A 20927-nucleotide genomic window follows, 5' to 3' on the forward strand; every position below is an offset into this window, starting at 1 on the left:
TTTGAATGCGTGCTGTGCTTGTCAGAAGATAAGACTTGGTTAGGGTGTTGTCACTGTTCGGACCGGAACCTTTTTTCGACAAGGCTGGCAGGGAATGAAGCAATATTTTGAAGAAATAGATTTGGCAACTGCGGGAACAGAGGCCGAATGGCTGGCACGGCTGGATGAAATCGGCGATGAGGTGGGCGCGTTTACCCCGCTGGGTGCCGAACATGCCGCGTTCTTTCTGGATGGAAATGACACGCTGCTGGTCTGTTTCGAGAGTGTCGAGAGCATCCGCGCGGATTTTCCGTCGCAGCGCCCGCGCGCGGTCCAGATTGCCTTGCGCCACGGGTGGTCTTGCCTTGTGATCCTTGCCCGCAAGGCGCGGTTTTACCGCGATTGCGAGGTGCTGGATTTCTTCGATGCACAGATCGATGAAAGCTTTTTCGACAGTTTCCGCCGCGTGCTGTTTTTCGGCGCGGGGCCGCATGGCTATGCCGCCTGCACTTTCAGCCTTGCCGCACCGGGCGCGACTGTTCTTGCAATCGGCCCGCAGGCAACACTTGACCCTGAAATCGCACCTTGGGAGCCGCGCTTTCGCAGCCAGCGCAGCCTTGATTTCCGCAGCCGGTTCGGCTTTGCGCCTGCCATGCTGGACGGTGCGCGCACGGCCTTTATTGTCTATGATCCAAGCGTCCCGCTGGATGCGATGCATGCAACCCTGTTCCGCCGCCCCAGTGTCACCATGCTCAGAACGCCCGCGCTGGGCCATGATACCGCCGCCGCGCTGGACCGGATGGGGGTGCTGAACACCCTGATCGAGGCCGCAATGCGTGGCAGGCTGTCTGCCCCGCGCTTTGCCGATATGATGCGCCAGCGCCGCAAGGATGCTGTGTATTTGAAAGACCTGCTCAAGCGGGTCGCGCGGACAGACCACCCGATGCTGGCCATGATCGCCGCGCAGCACGCCCATGCCTTGGTCAAGGACAATGCCGATCTTATGGAGGCAGACCTGGCCGCGGATGATCTGCCGGACCAAACGCTATAAATCCGATTACATCTGGAACTGGGGCGTGATTCTCTTGTAATCATCGCGCATGACCCAAACCCTGACCATCCCCCGCCCCGATGACTGGCACCTGCACCTGCGCGATGGCGCGATGCTGGCCGGTATTGCGCCTGAATCTGCGCGCCATTTTGCCCGCGCCATCATCATGCCGAACCTTGTGCCCCCTGTTGTGACAGGGGCGGATGCCGCCGCCTATCATGGCCGGATTCGCGCGGTGACAGGTGCGGGGTTCACACCGCTGATGACACTTTACCTGACCGAGGCGACCGACCCCGCCGATCTGGTCGCGGCCCATGCCCAAGGCATTATCACCGCTGTGAAACTGTATCCTGCCGGTGCCACCACGAATTCTGCCTCTGGGGTGCGCGACTTCGACCGCATGCGCCCTGTATTCGAGGCGATGGCAGAGGCGGGCATTCCACTGCTATGCCACGGCGAAGTAACCGACCCCGAGATTGATATTTTCGACCGAGAAGCAGTGTTCATTGACCGCGTGCTGGACCCGATCCGCCGCCGCACCCCTGCCCTGCGCGTTGTGATGGAACATATCACCACGGCGGATGCTGTCGCCTATGTGCACAGCCAGCCAGAAAATCTGGGCGCGACAATCACCACCCATCATCTGGTTATCAACCGTAACCATATCCTTGTTGGGGGAATCAAGCCGCATTATTATTGCCTGCCTGTGGCCAAGCGCGAAACCCACCGCCAAGCGCTGCTTTCCGCCGCGACCTCGGGCGACGCGCGGTTTTTTCTGGGCACGGACAGCGCGCCACATACTGATGACGCCAAGGAATCCGCCTGTGGCTGTGCGGGCTGCTTCACGGCCACCAACACCATGTCCATTCTGGCGCAGGTATTCGACGACGCAGGCGCGCTGGACAAGCTGGAAGGTTTTGCCTCGCGCAACGGCCCCGGCTTCTACCGCTTGCCTGTGAACGAGGGCACATTGACGCTTGAAAAGACTGACACCCCCGTGATTTATCCTGCCAAGATTGAGACAGGCGCAGGCCCTGTGACTGTGTTCGACCCCGGCTTCCCGCTTTACTGGCGCGTGCTCTGAGAAAGGCCCAAGATGATCCCCACCTCTTACCCCGACCGCGCCACAGTGGCCCGCCTGACCGCGCGGATGCTGCTGGATATAAAGGCGGTGCATTTTAACGCGACAGAGCCGTTCACCTTCGCCTCTGGCCTCAAAGCGCCCACCTATATTGATTGCCGCAAGCTTATCAGCTTTCCACGCATCCGTAGCACGCTGATGGATTTCCTGACCTGCCGCGTGATGGAAGATGCGGGCTTTGAGGCGTTTGACAATATCGCAGGCGGCGAGACAGCGGGCATTCCCTTTGCCGCCCTTGTGGCCGAACGCATGGCCCTGCCCATGACCTATGTGCGCAAAAAGCCCAAAGGCTACGGGCGCAATGCCCGCATCGAGGGCGCGATGAGCGAGGGGCAGCGCGTGTTGCTGGTCGAAGACCTGACCACCGATGGCGGATCGAAACTGAGTTTCGTCGATGCCATCCGCGAGACGGGTGCCTCTTGCGGGCATACTGCCGTGATTTTCTATTACGGCATCTTCCCCGAGACTGAACCGCGTCTGGCTGAACATGGTGTCAAGTTGCATTACCTGTGCACATGGTGGGATGTTCTGGCCGAAGCGCGGCGCGGCGCGGATTTCGACACAGCCACGCTGGACGCGGTCGAGGCTTTCTTGCGCGCGCCAAGGGGATGGGGCAGCACGGCTTAAACGCCGTCTCACCCCCCCTTACCTTGTGCGAAGCAGTTGGGGGCGTGCCACACGCGGCCCAACCAACCCCATGAAGGTTCAAAGACTCCCGCGATTACGCAAGCGCTAGCCGCGCTTGCGTTTCAGCTTCTTCTTGGCCTTGGCGGTGGCTGCCGCCCCTTTGGACGCTGCGCGCCGCACTGGCCCCTTGCGCCCACGCCGTCCCCCGCTTCTGGCGGGGGCCTCTCCCTCGACCTCCAGCAGTTCCAGCGCCAGACCGCCGGTGACAGGCTCGGCCTCGGCCAGCTTGACCTTGACGCGCTGGCCCAGCCCGATGTGAAAGCCGGTCTTTTCGCCCTCCAAGGTCTGCGCCTCTGGGTCGTGGCGGAAATACTCATCACCAATCGCGCGGATCGGAACCAGACCGTCCGCGCCGGTTTCATCAAGCTTCACAAACACCCCGAACCGCGCCACACCAGAGATGCGCCCGGTGAATTCCGCCCCCACACGGTCGGCCAGATAGGCGGCCAGATACCGGTCGGCCGTGTCGCGTTCTGCCGCCATAGAGCGACGCTCGGCCTCTGATATCTGCTTGCCGGTTTCTTCCAGATTCTCGATATCCCAAGGGCTAAGCCCGTCATCACCCCATTTATGCGCCGATATCAGGCCGCGATGCACGATCAGATCAGCATAGCGCCGGATGGGCGAGGTGAAATGCGCGTATTCGCGCAAAGCCAGCCCGAAATGCCCGAAATTTTGCGGCGCATAATAGGCCTGCGTCATCGACCGCAGCGTGGCCATATTCATCAGCTCGTCAAATTCGGTGCCTTCGGCCTGCGCCAGAAGCTGGTTGAAATGCCGCGTCATCAGCACTTGCCCCTTGGCCAGATTGAAGCCCGCCTCTCGTGCCAGTTCGCGCAAGGCTTCCATCTTCTCGGGGCTGGGTTCTTCATGCACGCGGTAAAGCAGCGCAGACCCTTTTTCGCGCAGCGTCTCGGCGGCCGCGACATTGGCCAGCACCATGAATTCCTCAACCAGCCTATGGGCGTCGAACCGTTCCTTGAACGCGACAGAGGTGACGCGCCCTTCTTCGGACAGGATGATCTGGCGCTCTGGCAGGTCCAGATCCAGCGGTTGGCGGCGCTTTCGCGCAAGTGTCAGCGCGCGGTAGGCGCCGAACAGATCGGCCAGTTGCCCGGCCAGCGGGGCTGTCGCCTCATCCAGTTGCCCTTCATCAGCGGCCTGCGCCTGTTCATAGGTCAGGGATGCCACCGAACACATCATGGCGCGGAAAAATTCATGCGCGCGCTTGTTGCCTTGCGCGTCAATCACCATGCGCAGCGCGATGCAGGGCCGGTCCACCCCTTCATGCAGCGAACACAGATCCCCCGACAGGATATCAGGCAGCATCGGTACCACGCGGTCGGGAAAATAGGTGGAATTGCCGCGCCTGCGCGCCTCTCGGTCCAGTTCCGAGTTGGGGCGCACATAGGCGGCCACATCGGCAATCGCCACCCATAGGATATAGCCGCCCGCATTTTCGGGGTCGGTATCGGCCTCGGCCAGAATCGCGTCGTCATGGTCGCGCGCGTCCCACGGGTCGATCGTCATCAGAGGCAGCGCGCGCAAATCGCGGCGGCCTTTCTCTTGCACTGGCCCGGCCTTGTCGGCTTCGGCCACCACATCATCGGGAAAGGCATCGCGGATGCCGTGCTGGTGAATGGCGATCAGCGACACTGCTTTGGGGGCTGTCGGATCACCCAGCCGTTCCACCACTTTCGCGCGGGTGGGGCCAAAGCGCCCCTTTGTCAGGGGTTCTGCATGGACCAACTCGCCATCCAGCGCGCCGCCTGTGTCGGTCACACTCCAGAACCTGTCCGCGCCCTTGTCGATGGGCACGATCCGCCCGCCCTGCGCCTCTTTGCGGAAAATGCCAAGAATGCGGCTGGGGTTCGCGCCCAGTTTGCGGATCAGACGCGCCTGATAGTCGTAATCGGGGCCGCGAATGGCCTCCAGCTTGGCCAGAACGCGGTCGCCCTGCCCAAGTGCGGGATCGCCCGTTTGCGTCAGGAACAGAATTACAGGGGCCACCCCATCGCCGCGCCACTCGACAGGGCGCGCGAACAGATCGCCTTCGGCATCGGGGGCCAGAATTTCCAGCACAGTGACAGGGGGCAGCCCACTGCCCCCGCGGATGCTGCGGTGACGCGGGGCAAGTGTGCCATCGGCTTCCAACTCGCGCAGCATTGCTTTCAGGTCGATCTTTGCGCCGCCCTTGATGCCAAAAGCCTTGGCGATATCGCGCCGCGTGGACCCGGGATTGTCGGCAAGCCACTGACGAATTTCGGCGATGGAAGGTAGCTGTTTCACATGAACGCCCTTGTGCAGGTCAGGCGCTTGGCCCGAATGGGTGCTTGATCTTCAGGAAGGTGCGGGCGCAAGCCGGAAAAAATGCATGTCATGGTGACGCATTACCACGGCACCCGCGCCCCGTCACCGCCCATTCTTACAGGGCGCGCGCCATATCCCTATGCGCAATGCCTGCATCCAGATATTCCGGCCCTTCGGCGACAAAGCCCAATGCCTCGTAAAACCCGATGGCATGGGTCTGCGCGCCCAGTTTCGCGCGCGTCACACCGTCGACATTGCGCAACGCCGCAAGTGCGGCGTTGATCAGCGCGATGCCAATGCCCTGCCCGCGCAAATCCCGCAGCACGCAGACCCGCCCGATCTTGCCCGTCTCGCCCGCAATCAGGATACGCGCGCACCCTACTGCCTGCCCGTCCAGCCGCGCCAGAATGTGCAGCGCGTCACCATCGCGGCCATCAACCTCTTCCACCTCTGGGACATTCTGTTCTTCAATGAAAACAACACGGCGCAGCGCGTGGCAGGTGGCCATATCGGTGGTCAGGGCAACGTCAAGGCTCATGCGAAGTAATCCTGCAGAACACGCGAATAAACCGCCTTAAGCTGATGTATTTGTGCGATTTCTGCAAATTCATCCACCTGATGCATGGACGACCCCACCAGCCCGAATTCCACAACGGGGCAATGATCTTTGACAAACCGCGCATCCGACGTGCCCCCCGAGGTGGACAGGCGCGGGGTGATGCCGCATTCCGCCGCGACCGCGCGCGACACCAGTTCCGACAGTGGCCCCGGGGGGGTCAGGAAACTCTCGCCCGAGATGTGAACTTCAAGATCAAGCTCTATCCCGCTGTCTTTGCTGATTTTATCTGCCTCTGCGCGCAGCCGGTCCGACAGTGATGCCCCTGAATGCAAATCGTTGAACCGGATGTTCAGCGTGGCCCGTGCGGTTGCGGGAATGACATTTGACGCGGGGTTGCCCACGTCAATCGTGGTCAGCGCAAGGGTCGAGGGGTCAAAATGCGCGCTTCCCTGATCCAGTTCAAACCGCGCCAGCGTGTCGAGATAGGCCACAAGCGCGGGCAAAGGGTTGCGCGCGCGGTGCGGATAGGCGGCATGGCCCTGCTTGCCCTTGGCTGTGACATGCACAGTCATGGACCCGCGCCGCCCGATCTTGATCATATCGCCCATCTGTTCGGGGCAGGTCGGCTCTCCCACAATGCAGGCGGCCATTGCTTCGCCCTGCGCGGCCATCCAGTCCAGAATGGCGATGGTGCCATCATGGCCCGGCCCTTCTTCATCGCCGGTTATGGCCAGAATGACAGCCCCATCGGGGGGTGTGTCGCGCACAAAATCAACAGCGGCGGCAGCAAAAGCCGCAACACCCGATTTCATGTCACAGGCCCCGCGCCCCCAGATGCGCCCCTCTGCCTGTTCGCCGCCAAAGGGGGCGCGCGTCCAGTCAGCGGGGTGGCCCAGTGGCACGACATCGGTATGGCCGTTGAAGCCGAATGTCTTGGGGTGGCCCTGCGCGCCCCAACGCGCGAACAGGTTGGGCGTGCCGTTGCGGTCTACCCGCGTGCAGGCGAATCCCGCATGTGTCAGCACATCTTGCAGCAAAACCAGCGCGCCGCCTTCTTCGGGGGTTATCGAAGGGCAGCGGATCAGCTCTGCCGTCAGGGCGACAGGGCAGATGGGGTCAGTCATTCTCGGCCTCATCCGTGAAATAGGTTTTCTGCGCCACGATCACCGCATTCTCGCTCAGTGCGCGGCCCATCAACTCGCGTTCCTCATCGGGAATATGATCGCCTGCTTCCAGCCGCTCATCCAATGTGCCGTAGCTGGTCACATCCAGCGGCGCGACACCTGCGGTCTTGAGAACGGCCACCGCCTCGCGCACGGCTTCTGCCTCGTCCACACCCGTGGCATATAGCAGCAGCCCCGCGCCTGTTGCCCCTTTGGGCAGATCATCGTCAAGGCTGCGGCCAAGTTCGACCACAAGGGTATAGACCTGTTGCGGGCGTTTTTCGGGTTTTGCGGGGTCTTTGGGGGGCTTGGGCATGATCGTGTCCTTTCGGTTTTTCCCTGTCAGGAAAGCGCGCGCAAGGCAAGCCCCGCCATCCGCGCGCCCCAATGCGCATAAAGGGGCGCGCCGGGGTGAAACCCGTCACGCGCCAGCAGGTTTATGTCAGGCGTCAGATCAAAGGGCACATGCTGCGCGCCCGCAGTTGCACAAACCTCGCGCAAGACGCTGTCCAGTTTTGTGGCCCGTCGGCCCAGATAGGCGCGCAGCGGTTGGGGGAATGCCGGAAACGCCCCCAAGGGCGGCACGGCAGAGGCCAGAATCCGGCCTGCCCCATGCGTCTGGCGCAAATCGCGCATCAAAGCGGCCTGCGCCTGTGCAAAGCGCGCCGCGCGGGTCTGGCGCAGCACGTCATTGACCCCCAGCGCCAACACCGCCACGTCAAACTGTCCGGCCCCGCGCAACATGGACCGCGCAGCATGGGTTGTGGCACCAGAACGCGCGATAACCTGCCACTCAACCCGGGCATGTGGCGCAAGATGGTGCAGCATCTGGCCAATGAGTGCATCATCCTGATGTGCCACGCCCACACCCGCACCGGAGGAATCGCCCAACACCAGCAATCGCAGCCGCGCGCCCTGCCCCGCAACGCCGCTGCGCGGCCCTGCTGCCTCTGGCAGACGTTCGGCGCGCAAGACAAGCGCCACAAGCTGGGCGGCATAGACCGGCGCAAGGGCAAAAGGGGCAAGCTGCTGAAACATGGCCCATGATTGCGCGATTGCGCGCGCGTGTCACGCCCCGACACGGGGCGTTGGGGGCTGGTCGGCGCGCGCCGCTTTCGATAAAGCTGCATATATACCAAACCCAAAGGCGGATGACGCAATGCCCCATACCATCGCACAGATCGCGCAGGCCCTTGGGCTGCAAGCCGAAGGCGCGCTGGAGTTGACGATCACCCATGCCGCAGAACCCGCACAGGCAGGGCCAGATGCGCTGGCCATGGCGATGAACCCCAAATACGCGGCAGGGCTGGCGGCGGGGCGCGCACAGGCCGCTATGCTATGGGCCGGCGCGGATTGGCGCGATATGGGGCTGAAAGCCGCGATTTTCGCGCCCCGCCCCCGCTGGGCGATGGCTGGCATCAGCGAGATACTGGACCCGGGCTATGACTTTGGCACTGGCATTCACCCGCAAAGCTATATTCACCCCAGCGCCGAAATTGGCGCGGGCGCGCAGATTGGCCCCTTCACCAGCATTGGCGCGCGCACGAAAATCGGGCCGAATGCGCGTATTGCGGCCAATGTCACTGTGGCTGAAGATGTCGAGATTGGCGCAGATGTGATCTTGCACGCAGGCGCGCGCATTGGCGCACGCTGCCGCATTGGCGCGCGCTATATCGGCCAGCCCAACAGCGTGATCGGCGGGTGCGGCTTCAGCTTTGTCACGCCAGAGCCGTCGGGCGCCGAGGATGTGCGCGCCTCACTCTCGGGCGAGCGTCTGGTCCGGCAGCAGAAATGGCACCGCATCCAGTCACTGGGCGCGGTCCAGATTGGCGATGATGTGGAACTCGGGGCCAATTCCTCGATCGACCGTGGCACAATCCGCGACACGGTTATCGGATCGGGCACCAAGATCGATTCTGTCTGCCAGATCGGGCATAATGTGCAGATGGGCGAGGATTGCATGATGTGCGGCATGGCAGGCGTTGCAGGATCGGCGCGGATCGGCAACCGCGTGCTTCTGGCTGGCAAGGTCGCGGTGAATGACAATATTTTCATTGGTGACGATGTGATCATTGGCGGGGCCAGCCGTGTGTTCACCAATGTGCCCGCAGGCCGCACCATGCTGGGTGATCCGGCCACCAAACTGGAAACCCAGTTGGAAATCCGCAAAGTGCTGCGGCGCTTGCCGCGTCTGGCAGCGCAGGTGGCGGGTTTGCAAGCGGCTGTCTTCGGGCCGGAAAAAACCGACAAAAGCAGGCAGGAATAACACTTGCCGCGCGCGCACAAAGGCTTACGTCCCGCGCCATATCAGCAGGCAGGGATGTGACAGGATGGACGGGTCTTTTATGAGTGAACACAGCTTTTCACCGGACGCAGAACATGCGCGCGCCTTCCGCGATGCGCTGGGGCGCTTTGCCACCGGCGTCACTGTCGTGACAGCCCAAAGCGACAAGGGGCCGCTGGGCATTACCGCAAACAGTTTTGCGTCCCTCTCGCTTGATCCGCCGTTGGTCATGTGGGCACCGGGAAAATTCTCGCGCCGTTTCGATGCCTTTGCCGAGGCCGAGTATTTCGCCATCCATGTCCTTGCCGCAGGCCAGATGGGGCTGGCGCAGCATTTCGCAAAAGACGGTCTGAATTTCAACTTGCCCGATGTGACCACAGGCTTTGGCGATGTGCCTTTGCTGGCAGGCTGCCTTGCGCGGTTTGAATGCCGCCGCCATGCAATCTACCCCGCAGGGGACCATGCCATCGTTGTGGGTGAGGTGTTGCGCGTCAGCACATCGACGGGCGCGGGGCTAAGTTTTTTCGCGGGCCATTACGGCACGATTGACGCGCCGTGACCCCGCGCAGGGCTTGTGCCGCGCGTTGAAACAGGCGAGACTTGTCAACAAAACTTGACAGGCCCGTAGTTATGACACCCCATTCCGTAATCCTGCTGGGTGCCACTGGCACAATTGGACGCGCAACCTTGTCGGAACTGGTGGCGCAAGGGCATAAGGTAACCTGCCTACTGCGGCAAAACAAAACTGCGACACTGCCCGATGGGGTGCGCAGTATCGGCGTTGATCTGAACGACCCAAAGGCGATTGCGGCCAGCATTGCGGATTGCGGCGCGGATGTGGTGATCTCTTGCATGGCCTCACGCTCCGGCCGTGCGAAAGACGCGTGGGCAGTCGATTACCAGTCCCATATCAACATCTTGCAGGCAGCGAAGGACGCAGGCATCGGCCAATTCATTCTGTTATCCGCGATTTGTGTGCAAAAGCCGCTGCTGGAATTCCAGCGCGCCAAACTGGCGTTCGAGGGGGTGTTGATGGCCTCTGGCCTGCGCTGGTCCATCGTGCGCCCCACTGCGTTTTTCAAATCCCTGTCGGGGCAGGTGAAACGGGTGCAGGCGGGCAAGCCGTTTTTGCTGTTCGGAAATGGCGAAATGACGGCCTGCACCCCGATCAGCGACCGCGACCTTGCGCGCTATATTGTGGGCTGCATTGATGCGCCTGATCGAGAGAACCGCATTCTGCCCATTGGCGGCCCCGGCCCTGCCCTGACCCCGCGCGCACAGGGCGAATTGCTGTTTGAAGTGGCGGGAAAGCCGCCCCGCTTTCGGCATGTGCCCCTGCGCATGATGGATGCGATTATCGCCGTTTTGGTGCTGTTGGGGCGGGCCAGCCCCAGACTGGCGGAAAAGGCTGAATTCGCCCGTATCGGGCGCTATTACGCCACTGAATCCATGCTGGTCTGGGATAAGGACGCAGGCCGCTATGACGCAAAAGCCACCCCCGCTTTCGGCGAGGATAGCTTGCGCGACCATTACCAACGCATGATCCAAGGCGAGGTTGAGGCCGATCTGGGCGAACACGCCATGTTCTAGCCGCTTCCTGTCGAGGGGGCCACCGCCCTGCCCGATTTCGGGCAGAGCGGGCAGATCAGAATGCAGGCTGGGTCTGGCGCCGCCGTTGCAGCAAAATAACCCCGAACAGCAGCAGCAAGGCAGGAATGTAGAACAGTTGCTCTGGCAGCCTGTCCGCAGGGCGCAGCACAGCCGACAATTCAACCTGTTCGCGGCCATAGAAGTCGAAATCCCCCAACGCGCTTTGGAAGGGCGAGCCGAACATCGGCTCATCCAGCACCATCCGGTCAGAGTCTGGCATCAGGAACAAGCCGGTCTGCCCTGCCCGCTGCGCGGGTGGCGTTTCATCCACATTCAGCACCAGCGTGACCGAACGCGGCTGGCCGGTGTTGAAATCCGGCCCGGTCACTTCAAGGCGCAACTGGTCCCCTGCCTCGGCCTGTTCAAGCACCTGCTCGAACTCCAGCCCCGAGAGGCGGTTGAACTCTGGCTGCACGCGGTCCAGCCAGAAATTGGGCACAAACAGTGTAAAAGCCACAAGCAACAGTGCCGCAGATTCGTGCAGTTTCGAGCGTGCAAGGAAATACCCTTGGGTGGCGGCGGCAAATAGCAGCATGGCAAAGGTTGCCACAATGAAGATGAACACCGCCTGCAAGACCCCCGCAGTCGTGCCCAGATCAACCCCGTACAAGATCAGCGTCGGGTTATAGATAAACAGGAACGGCAACGCGAGCGTGCGCAAGGAGTAGAAAAACGCCTGAAACCCTGTCTTTATCGGATCACCGCCCGACACGGCAGAGGCCGCGAAACTCGCAAGCCCCACAGGCGGCGTCACATCCGCCATCAGCCCGAAATAGAACACGAACAAATGCGCCGCAATCAGCGGCACGATCAGCCCCTCTTGCGCGCCAAGCGACACCACAACGGTGGCCATCAGCGACGACACCACAATGTAGTTTGCCGTTGTCGGCAACCCCAAGCCCAGCACCAGCGAGAATAGCCCCACAAGCACCAGCATCAGGAACAGATTGCCAAGCGCCAGCATCTCGACCAGTCCGGCCAGTTCGGTGCCAATGGGCGTGCGGGTGACAGTCGCCACAATCACCCCTGCCGCGCCGGTCGCCACCGCGATTCCGATCATGTTGCGCGCGCCTGAAATCATGCCATCGACCAGATCTTTCACCCCAAGGCTGAATTGCGCAATCACATCGGCTTGCCCGCGCAACAGCGCCTTGAAGGGGCGCTGCGTCAGGATGATGAACAGCATGGTCATGACAGCGAAATAGGCCGATTTCGCAGGCGACTGCCGCTCGACCATCAAAAACCAGATCAGCACGATGATGGGCAATAGGTAATGCAGCCCTGTCGGAAACACCTCTCGCATGACAGGCAGCTTGATGTCTTTCGCCTTGGGGTCGTCCAATTCCAGATCAGGGCGTTTGGATGCCACAAAAAGGCAGCCCAGATAGATGCCCAGTAGCGCCAGCACTGTGACAAGGGTGGAAATCGCAGGTGCTGCGTCGCGCAAGAACCCGACCGCCGCGATCACCCCGTAGAATGCAGCCCCCGTCACCACAAAGCCGACAGCCGTTTTCCACGCCATCGTCAGCAGGCTGGCCCCTTCGCCAAGGGCTGGAATGCCATTTTTCAGCGCTTCCAGATGTACGATATAGACCAGCGCGATATAGGAAATCACGGCGGGGATGAAGGCATGCTTGATGACTTCCAAGTAGGAGATGCCGACAAATTCAACCATCAGGAACGCAGCCGCCCCCATAACCGGCGGCATGATCTGGCCATTGACCGATGACGACACTTCGACCGCGCCTGCCTTCTCGGAAGTGAAGCCTACGCGTTTCATCAGCGGAATGGTAAATGTACCCGTGGTCACCACATTGGCGATGGACGAGCCGGAAATCAGCCCCGTTGCCGCAGACCCGACAACCGCCGCTTTCGCAGGGCCGCCGCGCAAATGCCCAAGGCCCGCAAAGGCCAGTTTGATGAAATAATTGCCCGCGCCCGCCTTATCCAGCAGCGCGCCGAACAGAACGAACAAAAACACAAATGCCGTCGAGACCCCTAGCGGAATGCCAAACACCCCTTCGGTGGACAGCCATTGCGTGTTGATAATGCCGTTGAAACTGCGCCCTTCATGCGCGATCAGGTCAGGGATCAGCCAGCCCTGGCCGAAATAGCTATAGGCCAGAAAAATACTGCCCACGATGGTCAGCGCAGGACCAAGCGCGCGGCGCGACGCCTCCAGCAGCAGGATCAGGCCGATGGTGCCGACGATAATTTGCGGATAGATCGTCGATCCGATCAGCCCTTCAAAATTGTTCAGAATTGGCACATCTGCCGTCTGCACCTGCGTCAGCCGCCCTTGGCGGGCAGAGCCGGACAACTCGCGCGAGAACCAGAAGACATAAAACGCAGACCCCGCCGCGACAAAGGCAAGCGCCCAGTCATATAGCGGAATATAGCTGCGCGGAGAGCCTTTGAATGCCGGATAGGCCAGAAACGCCAGAAACAGCGCGAATGTCAGATGCATGGGCCGCGTCATGTCCGACCCGATGATCCGTGCAAACGGGATATGCTGCGCCAGCGCGAATTGCGGATCAGCAATCCAGATTTGAAAACCGGACCAGATAAACGCGATAGATGCAATCAGCAGCGCAACGATGCGGTTTTTTGGGGTGCGCCCCCCCGAATCGGTGCTGGCAACCAAATCCGATAATTCATCATCCGAGAATTCACGCGCTTTCGGCTTTTGCGCAGTCGACATACGGCTGCCCCCTATTGATGCTGATTATATTTTTGCAATGTCGTCGCAACAAAATCTGCGCGGCGCGTTGTGACACGCCGCGCAGAAGGGTTGTGGTGTCAGATCACTCGATCAGGCCAGCTTCGCGGAAATACCGCTCGGCGCCCGAATGCAGCGGTGCTGACAGACCGTCGCTGACCATTTCGCTTGGGTCCAGATTGGCAAGTGCAGGGTGCAATGCTGTGAACTGGTCAAGGTTCTCGAAAATGGCGCGTGTCACCTGATAGGCGATTTCATCGCTGACCGCGTCAGAGCTGACAAAAGTCGCGCCCACACCAAAGGTGGTAATATCCTCGGACGTGCCACGATACATGCCACCGGGGATGGTTGCCATGCGGTAATAGCCCCGCTCTTCAACCAATGCGCGGATTTCGTCATTATCGACATTCACCAGCACAGTATCGCAAGCGGTGGTCGCTTCCTGAATCGCGCCCGACGGGTGGCCAACAGTATAGACAATCGCATCTACATTGTTGTCGCACATTGCCAGTGACTGTTCGGCAGGGGGCAATTCGCTGGTCTGGGCGAAATCATCGACTGTCCAGCCCATGGCTTCCAGCACGACATCCATTGTCGCGCGCTGGCCGGAACCGGGGTTGCCGATATTTACACGCTTGCCGCGCAGATCCTCGAAAGTGGTAATGCCGGAATCTGCCCGCGCAACCACAGTAAAGGGTTCGGGGTGCAGCGAGAAGATGGCACGCAGCCCCTCGAATGCGCCATCACCTTCAAACTGCTGGCTGCCATTGAACGAGTGATACTGGATGTCGGATTGCGCGACACCGAATTCCAACTCGCCCGAACGGATGGCGTTGACGTTGAACACCGACCCGCCTGTTGATTCGACACCGCAGCGGATGCCATGTTCGGCACGGTCGCGGTTTACCAAGCGGCAAATCGCACCACCTGCGGGATAGTAGACGCCTGTGACGCCGCCTGTCCCGATCGAGATGAAGGTATCTTGCGCAAGCGCAGTCGTGCCCATCATCATCCCTGCGGCCACAAGGCCAGCGGTAAGGGGTTTATTCATGTGATCCTCCATGTTTGACGCTGCTTTCGTGATGCAGCAAAAGGGTTACGGTGCCACGCCCCTTGCGGGCGTGTAGGCACCTCCCATTCCCCAAGTGGACTGCGACAACAGATCGGAGTCAACCCTCAAACACGTCTTTGTTTAGACGCGCTCTCAATTCTTTGATTACACATGTAAAATACGGAAAATCACAGAAAATTGACGCAAGGTAATGTGCTGCATATGCACGGGGCATGCGCTAATCTGGGGTGTTTTACACCTGAAAACCCGCGTGGTTTGGGCCTGATCTGCACAGTCTGATCACAATGGCAGGCGTGTTTCCGCAATGCCCACATACCAGCTGCACCCGTAGGGAATAATCTCATCATTGAAGTCATATTCGGGGTGGTGCAGCCCTGGCCCGTCGCCCGCACCCAGCACGATATAGGCACCGGGGCGTTCTTCCAGCATATAGGCAAAATCCTCTCCGCCCATGTTGAACCCCGCATCAAGGCATTGGCTGGACACGTCCAGCGCGACCTTGCGCGCGATTTCCGTCTCGGCGTCATGGTTGACCATGACAGGGTAGCCCTGCATGAATTCCACCTCTGCGCGCGCACCGAAAGCGGCCACGCTGGCCTCGACGATGGCATGAAGCCGCGTTTCGGCCAGCTTGCGCAAGGCGGCGTCATGGGTGCGGATGGTGCCGCGCAACTCCACCCGCTGCGCAATCACATTATGCGCCTGCGTGTCCGAGCGCACGCCTGTAACCGACACCACAATATTATGCGTGGGGTCTGCATTGCGGCTGGCAATGCTTTGCAGCGCCAGAATAAGGTGGCTGGCCGCCAAGGTCGGGTCAACTGTCACATGGGGTTTGGCCGCATGCCCGCCGCGCCCTTCAACTGTGATGCGGAATTCGTCGCAGGCCGCATAGAACGCGCCTGACCTGATATTGAACTCGCCCAGCGGATGGCCCGGACGGTTGTGCATGCCATAGACTTCCTGAATGCCGAAGCGTTCCATCAGGCCCGCATCGCACATCACCTTGGCCCCTGCCCCGCCTTCTTCGGCGGGCTGGAAAATTACCGCAACTGTGCCGTCGAAATTGCGCGTCTCGCACAGGTATTTCGCAGCCCCCAGCAGCATGGCGGTGTGCCCATCATGGCCGCAGGCATGCATTTTACCATGATGGATCGAGGCATAGGGCTTACCTGTCGCCTCAAAGATCGGCAGCGCGTCCATATCCGCCCGCAGGCCCACCACGCGGCGAGAGCTGCATTTGCGCCCGTGGATCAGCCCCACCAGCCCTGTGACCGCAATCCCCTCGACCACCTCATCACAGCCAAACGCGCGCAGCTTGTCGGCCACGATATGCGCAGTGCGGTGGCATTCAAAATGCAATTCGGGATGCGCGTGGAAATCCTGCCGCCAGGCGGCAATCTCGGGCAGCATTTCGGCGAAACGGTTGCGGATGGGCATAATGGTCCTGACAAGGTTGTAGGGATATGATGAAGCTAATGCGGCCTTTCGCAGCCTACAAGGCGTCAATCCTCGAACAGTTCCGATTGGCCGCGCTCTGGTCCGTCCTCTGCCTCATCATCAGGCAAGGAAGTCTGGCCCGGTGGGGGGCGGCTGTCCAACAGGCCCGCTTCGCGCAATTCTTTCAGCCCCGGCAGATCGCGCGCACTCTCCAGACCGAAATGGTCCAGAAACGCCTCTGTCACGACAAAGGTGACAGGCCGCCCCGGTGTCATTCTGCGCCGCCCCAGCCTGATCCATTCCAGTTCCAGCAACTGGTCAATCGTCCCACGCGACACGGCCACGCCGCGAATCTCCTCGATCTCGGCGCGGGTGACAGGCTGGTGATAGGCGATAATGGCAAGCGTCTCGATCGCCGCGCGCGACAGTTTGCGTGTTTCCAACCGTTCGGTTTGCATCAGCCATGCCAGATCGGGCGCGGTGCGCAGCGCATAGGCATCGCCCACCCGCACCAGATTTACCCCCCGCCCGCAATAGCGCGAACGCAGATGCACCAGCGCTTCTGCCGCGTCACATCCGGGGGGCAAGCGCTCTGAGATCTGCGACAGGCTAAGGGGGGTGGCGCAGGCAAACAGGATCGCTTCGATCATGCGTTCCTGTTCGGCCAATGGGGGCGCGGCAAACAGGCTGGGGCTGTCTGCCGCATTGGGCCGGCTGCGCGGCGGTGCGTTGGGACTATCTGTCATATCACCGCTCATTGCCCGGTTTTGCGGCGCAGATGCAAGGGGGCGAATGTGTCGGACTGGCGCAGTTCGATCTGGCCTTGCTTGGCCAGTTCCAGCGTGGCCGCAAAGGTGGACGCAATAGCCGAGCGTTGCCGCGCGGGCGCCCCGCGCCAGCCTTCGGGCAGATAGGCTTGCAGGCTGGTCCAGTCCGCAGCCCCCGGCACCAGTTTGGACAACCGCGCCAATGCGGCCTCATAGGGGTATATGTCCGAGCGGTCGAAGGCATAGGGACGAAATTCGTCGCGCGTGCGCAGCCGTGCATAGGCGCGCATCAAATCCAGCAGACTGGCCTCGAACACGGTTTTGCGGTTCACCGCCAGCGCCTCTGGTGCGCCGCGCGCGAAGAAGTCGCGCCCTTTCTGGTCGCGCCCCATCAGCCGCGCCGCCGCCTCTCTCATGGCTTGCAGGCGTTCCAGCTGAAAGGCCAGATGCGCGGCCAGTTCCGCGCCGCTTGGCCCTTCCTCTGTCGGGTCTGGTGGCAACAGCAGGCGCGATTTCAGATAGGCCAGCCACGCTGCCATCACCAGATAATCTGCCGCCAGCTCTATCCTGAGTGCGCGCGCGCGTTCCACAAAGCCCAGATATTGTTCGGCCAGATGCAACACCGATATGCGCCGCAAATCAACCTTTTGAGTGCGCGAGAGTGTCAGCAGCACATCCAGCGGCCCCTCAAACCCGTCCACATCGACAATCAGCGCCTCGGCTTCTCGCCGCGCGCTTATGCTGTCATCTGTGTCGAATGTGTCGGCCATGGTTTGCCTTGTTTTCAGCAATCATACGCTGTGGCCAAGGGCGCTGTCCATCATGCACTGTCCATATGGCGTTCCCAATCGCGCAGCCGCGCGACATAACGCGCAAGCGTGTCAATCTCCAGATTGATCCTGTCGCCCATCTTTACATCACCCCAAGTCGTGACCTGCTTGGTATGGGGAATAAGATTGACGCCGAATTCCGCGCCCGACACATCGTTTACAGTCAGCGATGTGCCGTCCAGCGCCACAGACCCTTTCGGCGCGATGAACCCTGCCAGATGGTCTGGCGCGCGGAACAAAAGCCTTGTGCTACCCCCCACCTCGGTCAGGCCCACAACCTCGGCCACGCCATCCACATGGCCCGAGACGATATGGCCGCCCAGTTCATCCCCCACTTTCAGCGCGCGTTCCAGATTGACACGCTTGCCAATTGTCCAATCCCCCAGATTGGTTTTCGACACAGTCTCGGCAGAGACCTGCACCTCGTACCAGTCCGGCCCTTTTGCAACCACGGTCAGACACACCCCGTCCGATGCAATGGACGCCCCCAGATCGACACCTGTCATGTCATAGCCTGTTGCAATGCGCGCACGAAGATCGCCTTCTTGCTGCAATGCAAGAATTTCACCGATATCCGTAATGATCCCCGTGAACATGTCTGACCCTTTCCAAGACCTGCTTTGATGGCAGAGGTAACGCGCGCCCCGCTTGATGACAAGCGCGCCATAAATCTACCGCATTTTCAGATCATTGTGTCGCATATCGCGTCAAAGCGAAATGCTGACAGGCGCGTTGGTTTGGTAACGTAAGTGGAATGATGTCATGGGCGTAGGCGGTGACGACAGACGGTTTTTGTTTTTGCAGGGGCCGCATGGGTGGTTTTTCAGCCGGTTGGCGCAAGGGTTGCGCGCAGCCGGTGCGCAGGTTTGGCGGGTTGGCTTCAATCAGGGCGATGCGTTTTTCTGGCGCGACAAGGCAAGCTACATCCCCTTCAGCGAAACCCCCGACGCATGGCCGCAGCGCATCCGAGAGATTATCGCGCAGCACCAGATCACCGATATTGCCTTATACGGCGATGTGCGCCCTGTTCATGCGCAGGCCATCACTGCCGCCCGCGAACTGGGCCTGACAATCCATATATTCGAGGAAGGGTATTTGCGGCCCTATTGGGTCACATATGAACGCGACGGGGCAAACGGCAATTCCGCCCTGATGGAGATCGGCCTGCCAGAGATGCGCAAGGCGCTGGAAAAATGCGATCTGGAACTGCCCGATCCGCCTGCGCATTGGGGCGATATGCGCCAGCATGTCTTTTATGGGGCGCTGTATCATTTCTGCGTCATGGCCTTTAACCGGCGCTACCGCAATTTCAGGCCGCATCGGGATTTAACGGTCCGGCAGGAATTCGCGCTTTATATGAAACGCCTGTGGCTGATGCCCTTGCACTCGATCGAGCGTCACATTGCAAGCTGGCGCGTGCGCAATGGCGGCTTTCCCTATCATCTGGTGTTGCTGCAACTAGAACATGACAGCAGCTTTCGCGCGCATAGTCCGTTCCAGTCGCAAACCCAATTTCTGGAAAAAGTGTTTTCAGGTTTTGCACGGGGGGCACCGCAACACCACCATCTGGTGATCAAAGCCCACCCGCTGGAAGATGGCCGCGCCCCCATCCGCGAAACGATCCGCACACTGATAAAGGCGCATGGCCTTGACGGGCGGGTTCATTTCTTGCGCGGGGGCAAACTTGCGCGGCTTCTCAACCACGCACGCTCGGGCGTTACGGTCAATTCGACAGCCGCACAACAGGTGTTATGGCGGGGCATGCCGCTGCGCGTTTTTGGCCGCGCGGTCTATGACAAGCCCGAATTTGTCTCTGATCAGTCCATTCGCGCCTTTTTCGCCCATCCCAAACGCCCGGATGCGCGCGCCTATCGCGATTACCGGCATTTCCTGCTCGAAACCTCGCAAGTGCCGGGGGGCTACTATTCGTTGGGGGGCCGCAGGCAGCTGATGCGACATCTGGTAGATATGATGCTGGCCCCCGATGACCCCTATACCGCATTGATCCGCGGGGACGCGGCACCAAGGCAACAGTTGCGCATGGTGCGCTAGGGGCCACACTGCTTCAAAGCTTGGCGTTTTCACAAGAAACCTGTATCGTTTCCAAAAATCTGAGGCATACCCACGAAGGAGCCCGAGCAGTGTTGGCAAGTTATTTTATTCTGGGCCGCAAACTGGCCCTGATGACAGCTGTAATTTTGGTTGCATCTTGCGCTGTGTCCCGCGACGGACCCAGCAAAAAGGAAATTTTTGAAGGCTCGGTCATGCGCTCGGGCGATGCGCATATTATCATGGTGAACAAGCGCGTCAGCGAGGCCGCCAACCGCCCACAGGCGCTGGGCTTCAGCCATGCGCTGCGCGCGGGCGCGCTGATGGGCGGCGACACGATCCGCCCCGGCGATGTGATCCGCCTGAATGTCTATGAGAATGTGCCCGAGGGGCTGCTTGCCCCGGCAGGCGCCAATAACGCCTTGGTCGAGGAAATTCAGGTCGATGATGCGGGCTATATTTTTGTACCCTATGCAGGCCGCATTCGCGCCGCAGGCAACACGCCCGATGCGCTGCGCCGCATCCTGACCCGCTCGCTTGACGAACAGACCCCCGATCCGCAAGTCATGGTCGCGCGTACCGCTGGTGACGGGGCAACTGTGTCTGTCACCGGCGGGGTTGGCGCGCAGGGCGTCTATCCTGTTACGCGTGCCACCAACCGGCTAAGTTCCATGATCGCCACGGCGGGCGGGCTAAGCATTCCGCTAGAGACAGCGCAAGTGCTGGTCACGCGCGGCAACCGCCAAGACTCGGCATGGCTGCAAGACATCTATTCCGACCCCTCGCTCGATATTGCGATGCGCGCGGGCGACCGTATTTTGCTGCGGCAGGACCAGCGCGCCTTCACTGTGTTGGGTGCGACAGGCAGCACCAACCGCATGACTTTCGACACCCGCCAGATTTCCGCGATTGACGCCATCGCCATGGTCGGCGGGCTGGACCCGTTGCGCGCAGACCCGACAGGCGTGTTTATCTTCCGCGATGAAGTGCCCGATGTCGCAACCGAAATCATTGGCATGGGCCAGTTTGTGACGGATGTGCGCTTTGTCTATGTGCTGGATCTGACCGCGCCCACAGGCATGTTCAACGCGCGCGATTTCAAAATCCGTGACGGCGATACAATCTTTGTGACCGAGGCAGCTTCCGTGCTTTGGGCGCGCCAGATCTCGGCATTGACCGGCAGCCTGACTGCGGCCGGAAATGTCCGCCGCACTGTCGACTAAGGC

Annotated in this window: 19 protein-coding genes; 8 read left to right on the forward strand and 11 right to left on the reverse strand. The window is 60.7% G+C overall.

The genetic code is table 11. The features are described from left to right. Window positions 1–94 precede the first annotated feature (94 nt). Genes BG455_RS05235 through BG455_RS05245 form a run of 3 tightly spaced genes read left to right on the forward strand, consistent with a single transcriptional unit; the run spans window position 95 to window position 2798 of the window. On the forward strand, window positions 95–1030 hold the full coding sequence (locus BG455_RS05235) for a hypothetical protein (RefSeq protein WP_071468909.1): 936 nt from the start codon (window positions 95–97) through the stop codon (window positions 1028–1030). A 49-nt stretch (window positions 1031–1079) separates the two neighbouring features. Further along, on the forward strand, window positions 1080–2114 hold the full coding sequence (pyrC, locus tag BG455_RS05240) for a dihydroorotase (protein WP_071468910.1): 1035 nt from the start codon (window positions 1080–1082) through the stop codon (window positions 2112–2114). A gap of 12 nt (window positions 2115–2126) precedes the next feature. Beyond that, entirely contained in the window at window positions 2127–2798 is a 672-nt protein-coding gene (locus BG455_RS05245; RefSeq protein ID WP_071468911.1) for an orotate phosphoribosyltransferase, read from the forward strand. A gap of 105 nt (window positions 2799–2903) precedes the next feature. Here BG455_RS05245 and rnr read toward each other — a convergent pair whose 3' ends face one another. The 5 genes from rnr to BG455_RS05270 all read right to left on the reverse strand — a co-directional run bounded on the left by rnr (window position 2904) and on the right by BG455_RS05270 (window position 7928). Further along, window positions 2904–5147 carry a ribonuclease R gene (rnr, locus tag BG455_RS05250; RefSeq protein WP_071468912.1) on the reverse strand — a complete coding sequence of 748 codons (2244 nt, stop codon included), beginning with the start codon at window positions 5145–5147 and terminating at the stop codon, window positions 2904–2906. Window positions 5148–5283: 136 nt separating this feature from the next. Beyond that, entirely contained in the window at window positions 5284–5706 is a 423-nt protein-coding gene (locus BG455_RS05255) for a GNAT family N-acetyltransferase (RefSeq protein WP_071468913.1), read from the reverse strand. After that, a complete protein-coding gene (gene dapE / locus BG455_RS05260; protein WP_071468914.1) occupies window positions 5703–6851 on the reverse strand; it encodes a succinyl-diaminopimelate desuccinylase in 1149 nt (382 codons plus the stop codon). Before dapE ends, BG455_RS05255 begins: the two co-directional genes overlap by 4 nt. After that, window positions 6844–7206, reverse strand: a complete 363-nt coding sequence (locus BG455_RS05265; RefSeq protein ID WP_071468915.1) for a hypothetical protein — start codon at window positions 7204–7206, stop codon at window positions 6844–6846. The genes dapE and BG455_RS05265 overlap by 8 nt, the downstream gene beginning before the upstream one ends. Before the next feature lie 26 nt (window positions 7207–7232). After that, entirely contained in the window at window positions 7233–7928 is a 696-nt protein-coding gene (locus BG455_RS05270) for an SGNH/GDSL hydrolase family protein (protein ID WP_071468916.1), read from the reverse strand. A 121-nt stretch (window positions 7929–8049) separates the two neighbouring features. On the opposite strand from BG455_RS05270, the gene BG455_RS05275 reads away from it, so the two are divergent. The 3 genes from BG455_RS05275 (at window position 8050) to BG455_RS05285 (ending at window position 10764) form a co-directional block, all read left to right on the forward strand. Beyond that, the gene (locus tag BG455_RS05275) at window positions 8050–9156 is read left to right on the forward strand and encodes a UDP-3-O-(3-hydroxymyristoyl)glucosamine N-acyltransferase (RefSeq protein ID WP_071469139.1); all 1107 of its coding nucleotides are present in this window, start codon (window positions 8050–8052) and stop codon (window positions 9154–9156) included. A gap of 79 nt (window positions 9157–9235) precedes the next feature. Beyond that, window positions 9236–9733, forward strand: coding sequence for a flavin reductase family protein (locus BG455_RS05280; RefSeq protein WP_071468917.1), 498 nt, complete (start codon window positions 9236–9238; stop codon window positions 9731–9733). Between the two features lie 71 nt (window positions 9734–9804). Next, on the forward strand, window positions 9805–10764 hold the full coding sequence (locus BG455_RS05285; RefSeq protein ID WP_071468918.1) for an NAD(P)H-binding protein: 960 nt from the start codon (window positions 9805–9807) through the stop codon (window positions 10762–10764). A 55-nt stretch (window positions 10765–10819) separates the two neighbouring features. Here the strand turns inward: BG455_RS05285 and BG455_RS05290 are convergent, their stop codons facing one another. From BG455_RS05290 to BG455_RS05315, 6 genes are all read right to left on the reverse strand, one after another. After that, window positions 10820–13525 carry a TRAP transporter permease gene (locus tag BG455_RS05290; protein ID WP_071468919.1) on the reverse strand — a complete coding sequence of 902 codons (2706 nt, stop codon included), beginning with the start codon at window positions 13523–13525 and terminating at the stop codon, window positions 10820–10822. 103 nt (window positions 13526–13628) lie between these two features. Continuing rightward, window positions 13629–14594 carry a TAXI family TRAP transporter solute-binding subunit gene (locus tag BG455_RS05295; RefSeq protein ID WP_071469140.1) on the reverse strand — a complete coding sequence of 322 codons (966 nt, stop codon included), beginning with the start codon at window positions 14592–14594 and terminating at the stop codon, window positions 13629–13631. A 300-nt stretch (window positions 14595–14894) separates the two neighbouring features. Further along, window positions 14895–16055: a M20 aminoacylase family protein gene (locus BG455_RS05300; RefSeq protein WP_071468920.1), complete on the reverse strand. Its 1161-nt coding sequence runs from the start codon at window positions 16053–16055 to the stop codon at window positions 14895–14897. Window positions 16056–16120: 65 nt separating this feature from the next. Further along, window positions 16121–16801 carry an SMC-Scp complex subunit ScpB gene (gene scpB, locus BG455_RS05305; protein ID WP_071469141.1) on the reverse strand — a complete coding sequence of 227 codons (681 nt, stop codon included), beginning with the start codon at window positions 16799–16801 and terminating at the stop codon, window positions 16121–16123. A gap of 8 nt (window positions 16802–16809) precedes the next feature. After that, entirely contained in the window at window positions 16810–17592 is a 783-nt protein-coding gene (locus tag BG455_RS05310) for a segregation and condensation protein A (protein ID WP_071468921.1), read from the reverse strand. Window positions 17593–17642: 50 nt separating this feature from the next. Then, window positions 17643–18248, reverse strand: a complete 606-nt coding sequence (locus BG455_RS05315) for a riboflavin synthase (RefSeq protein ID WP_071468922.1) — start codon at window positions 18246–18248, stop codon at window positions 17643–17645. Window positions 18249–18414: 166 nt separating this feature from the next. Between BG455_RS05315 and BG455_RS05320 the strand changes: the two genes are divergently transcribed. Together BG455_RS05320 and BG455_RS05325 are read left to right on the forward strand one after the other, a co-directional pair. Continuing rightward, the gene (locus BG455_RS05320) at window positions 18415–19704 is read left to right on the forward strand and encodes a capsule biosynthesis protein (RefSeq protein ID WP_071468923.1); all 1290 of its coding nucleotides are present in this window, start codon (window positions 18415–18417) and stop codon (window positions 19702–19704) included. 89 nt (window positions 19705–19793) lie between these two features. Continuing rightward, window positions 19794–20924 (forward strand): polysaccharide biosynthesis/export family protein, encoded by a 1131-nt coding sequence (locus BG455_RS05325; RefSeq protein WP_245735482.1) that lies wholly within the window; start codon window positions 19794–19796, stop codon window positions 20922–20924. Window positions 20925–20927: the final 3 nt, after the last annotated feature.

This window comes from Roseinatronobacter thiooxidans, from assembly GCF_001870675.1.
Classification (GTDB): Bacteria; Pseudomonadota; Alphaproteobacteria; order Rhodobacterales; family Rhodobacteraceae; genus Roseinatronobacter; species Roseinatronobacter thiooxidans.

Excerpts from the sequence above, each read along its gene's own strand:
- BG455_RS05235 (WP_071468909.1), top strand. The coding sequence starts at position 95 with ATGAAGCAATATTTTGAAGAAATAGATTTGGCAACTGCGGGAACAGAG.
- pyrC (WP_071468910.1), top strand. The coding sequence starts at position 1,080 with ATGACCCAAACCCTGACCATCCCCCGCCCCGATGACTGGCACCTGCAC.
- BG455_RS05245 (WP_071468911.1), top strand. The coding sequence starts at position 2,127 with ATGATCCCCACCTCTTACCCCGACCGCGCCACAGTGGCCCGCCTGACC.
- BG455_RS05255 (WP_071468913.1), bottom strand. The coding sequence starts at position 5,706 with ATGAGCCTTGACGTTGCCCTGACCACCGATATGGCCACCTGCCACGCG.
- dapE (WP_071468914.1), bottom strand. The coding sequence starts at position 6,851 with ATGACTGACCCCATCTGCCCTGTCGCCCTGACGGCAGAGCTGATCCGC.
- BG455_RS05265 (WP_071468915.1), bottom strand. The coding sequence starts at position 7,206 with ATGCCCAAGCCCCCCAAAGACCCCGCAAAACCCGAAAAACGCCCGCAA.
- BG455_RS05270 (WP_071468916.1), bottom strand. The coding sequence starts at position 7,928 with ATGTTTCAGCAGCTTGCCCCTTTTGCCCTTGCGCCGGTCTATGCCGCC.
- BG455_RS05275 (WP_071469139.1), top strand. The coding sequence starts at position 8,050 with ATGCCCCATACCATCGCACAGATCGCGCAGGCCCTTGGGCTGCAAGCC.
- BG455_RS05280 (WP_071468917.1), top strand. The coding sequence starts at position 9,236 with ATGAGTGAACACAGCTTTTCACCGGACGCAGAACATGCGCGCGCCTTC.
- BG455_RS05285 (WP_071468918.1), top strand. The coding sequence starts at position 9,805 with ATGACACCCCATTCCGTAATCCTGCTGGGTGCCACTGGCACAATTGGA.
- BG455_RS05290 (WP_071468919.1), bottom strand. The coding sequence starts at position 13,525 with ATGTCGACTGCGCAAAAGCCGAAAGCGCGTGAATTCTCGGATGATGAA.
- BG455_RS05295 (WP_071469140.1), bottom strand. The coding sequence starts at position 14,594 with ATGAATAAACCCCTTACCGCTGGCCTTGTGGCCGCAGGGATGATGATG.
- BG455_RS05300 (WP_071468920.1), bottom strand. The coding sequence starts at position 16,055 with ATGCCCATCCGCAACCGTTTCGCCGAAATGCTGCCCGAGATTGCCGCC.
- scpB (WP_071469141.1), bottom strand. The coding sequence starts at position 16,801 with ATGACAGATAGTCCCAACGCACCGCCGCGCAGCCGGCCCAATGCGGCA.
- BG455_RS05310 (WP_071468921.1), bottom strand. The coding sequence starts at position 17,592 with ATGGCCGACACATTCGACACAGATGACAGCATAAGCGCGCGGCGAGAA.
- BG455_RS05315 (WP_071468922.1), bottom strand. The coding sequence starts at position 18,248 with ATGTTCACGGGGATCATTACGGATATCGGTGAAATTCTTGCATTGCAG.
- BG455_RS05320 (WP_071468923.1), top strand. The coding sequence starts at position 18,415 with ATGGGCGTAGGCGGTGACGACAGACGGTTTTTGTTTTTGCAGGGGCCG.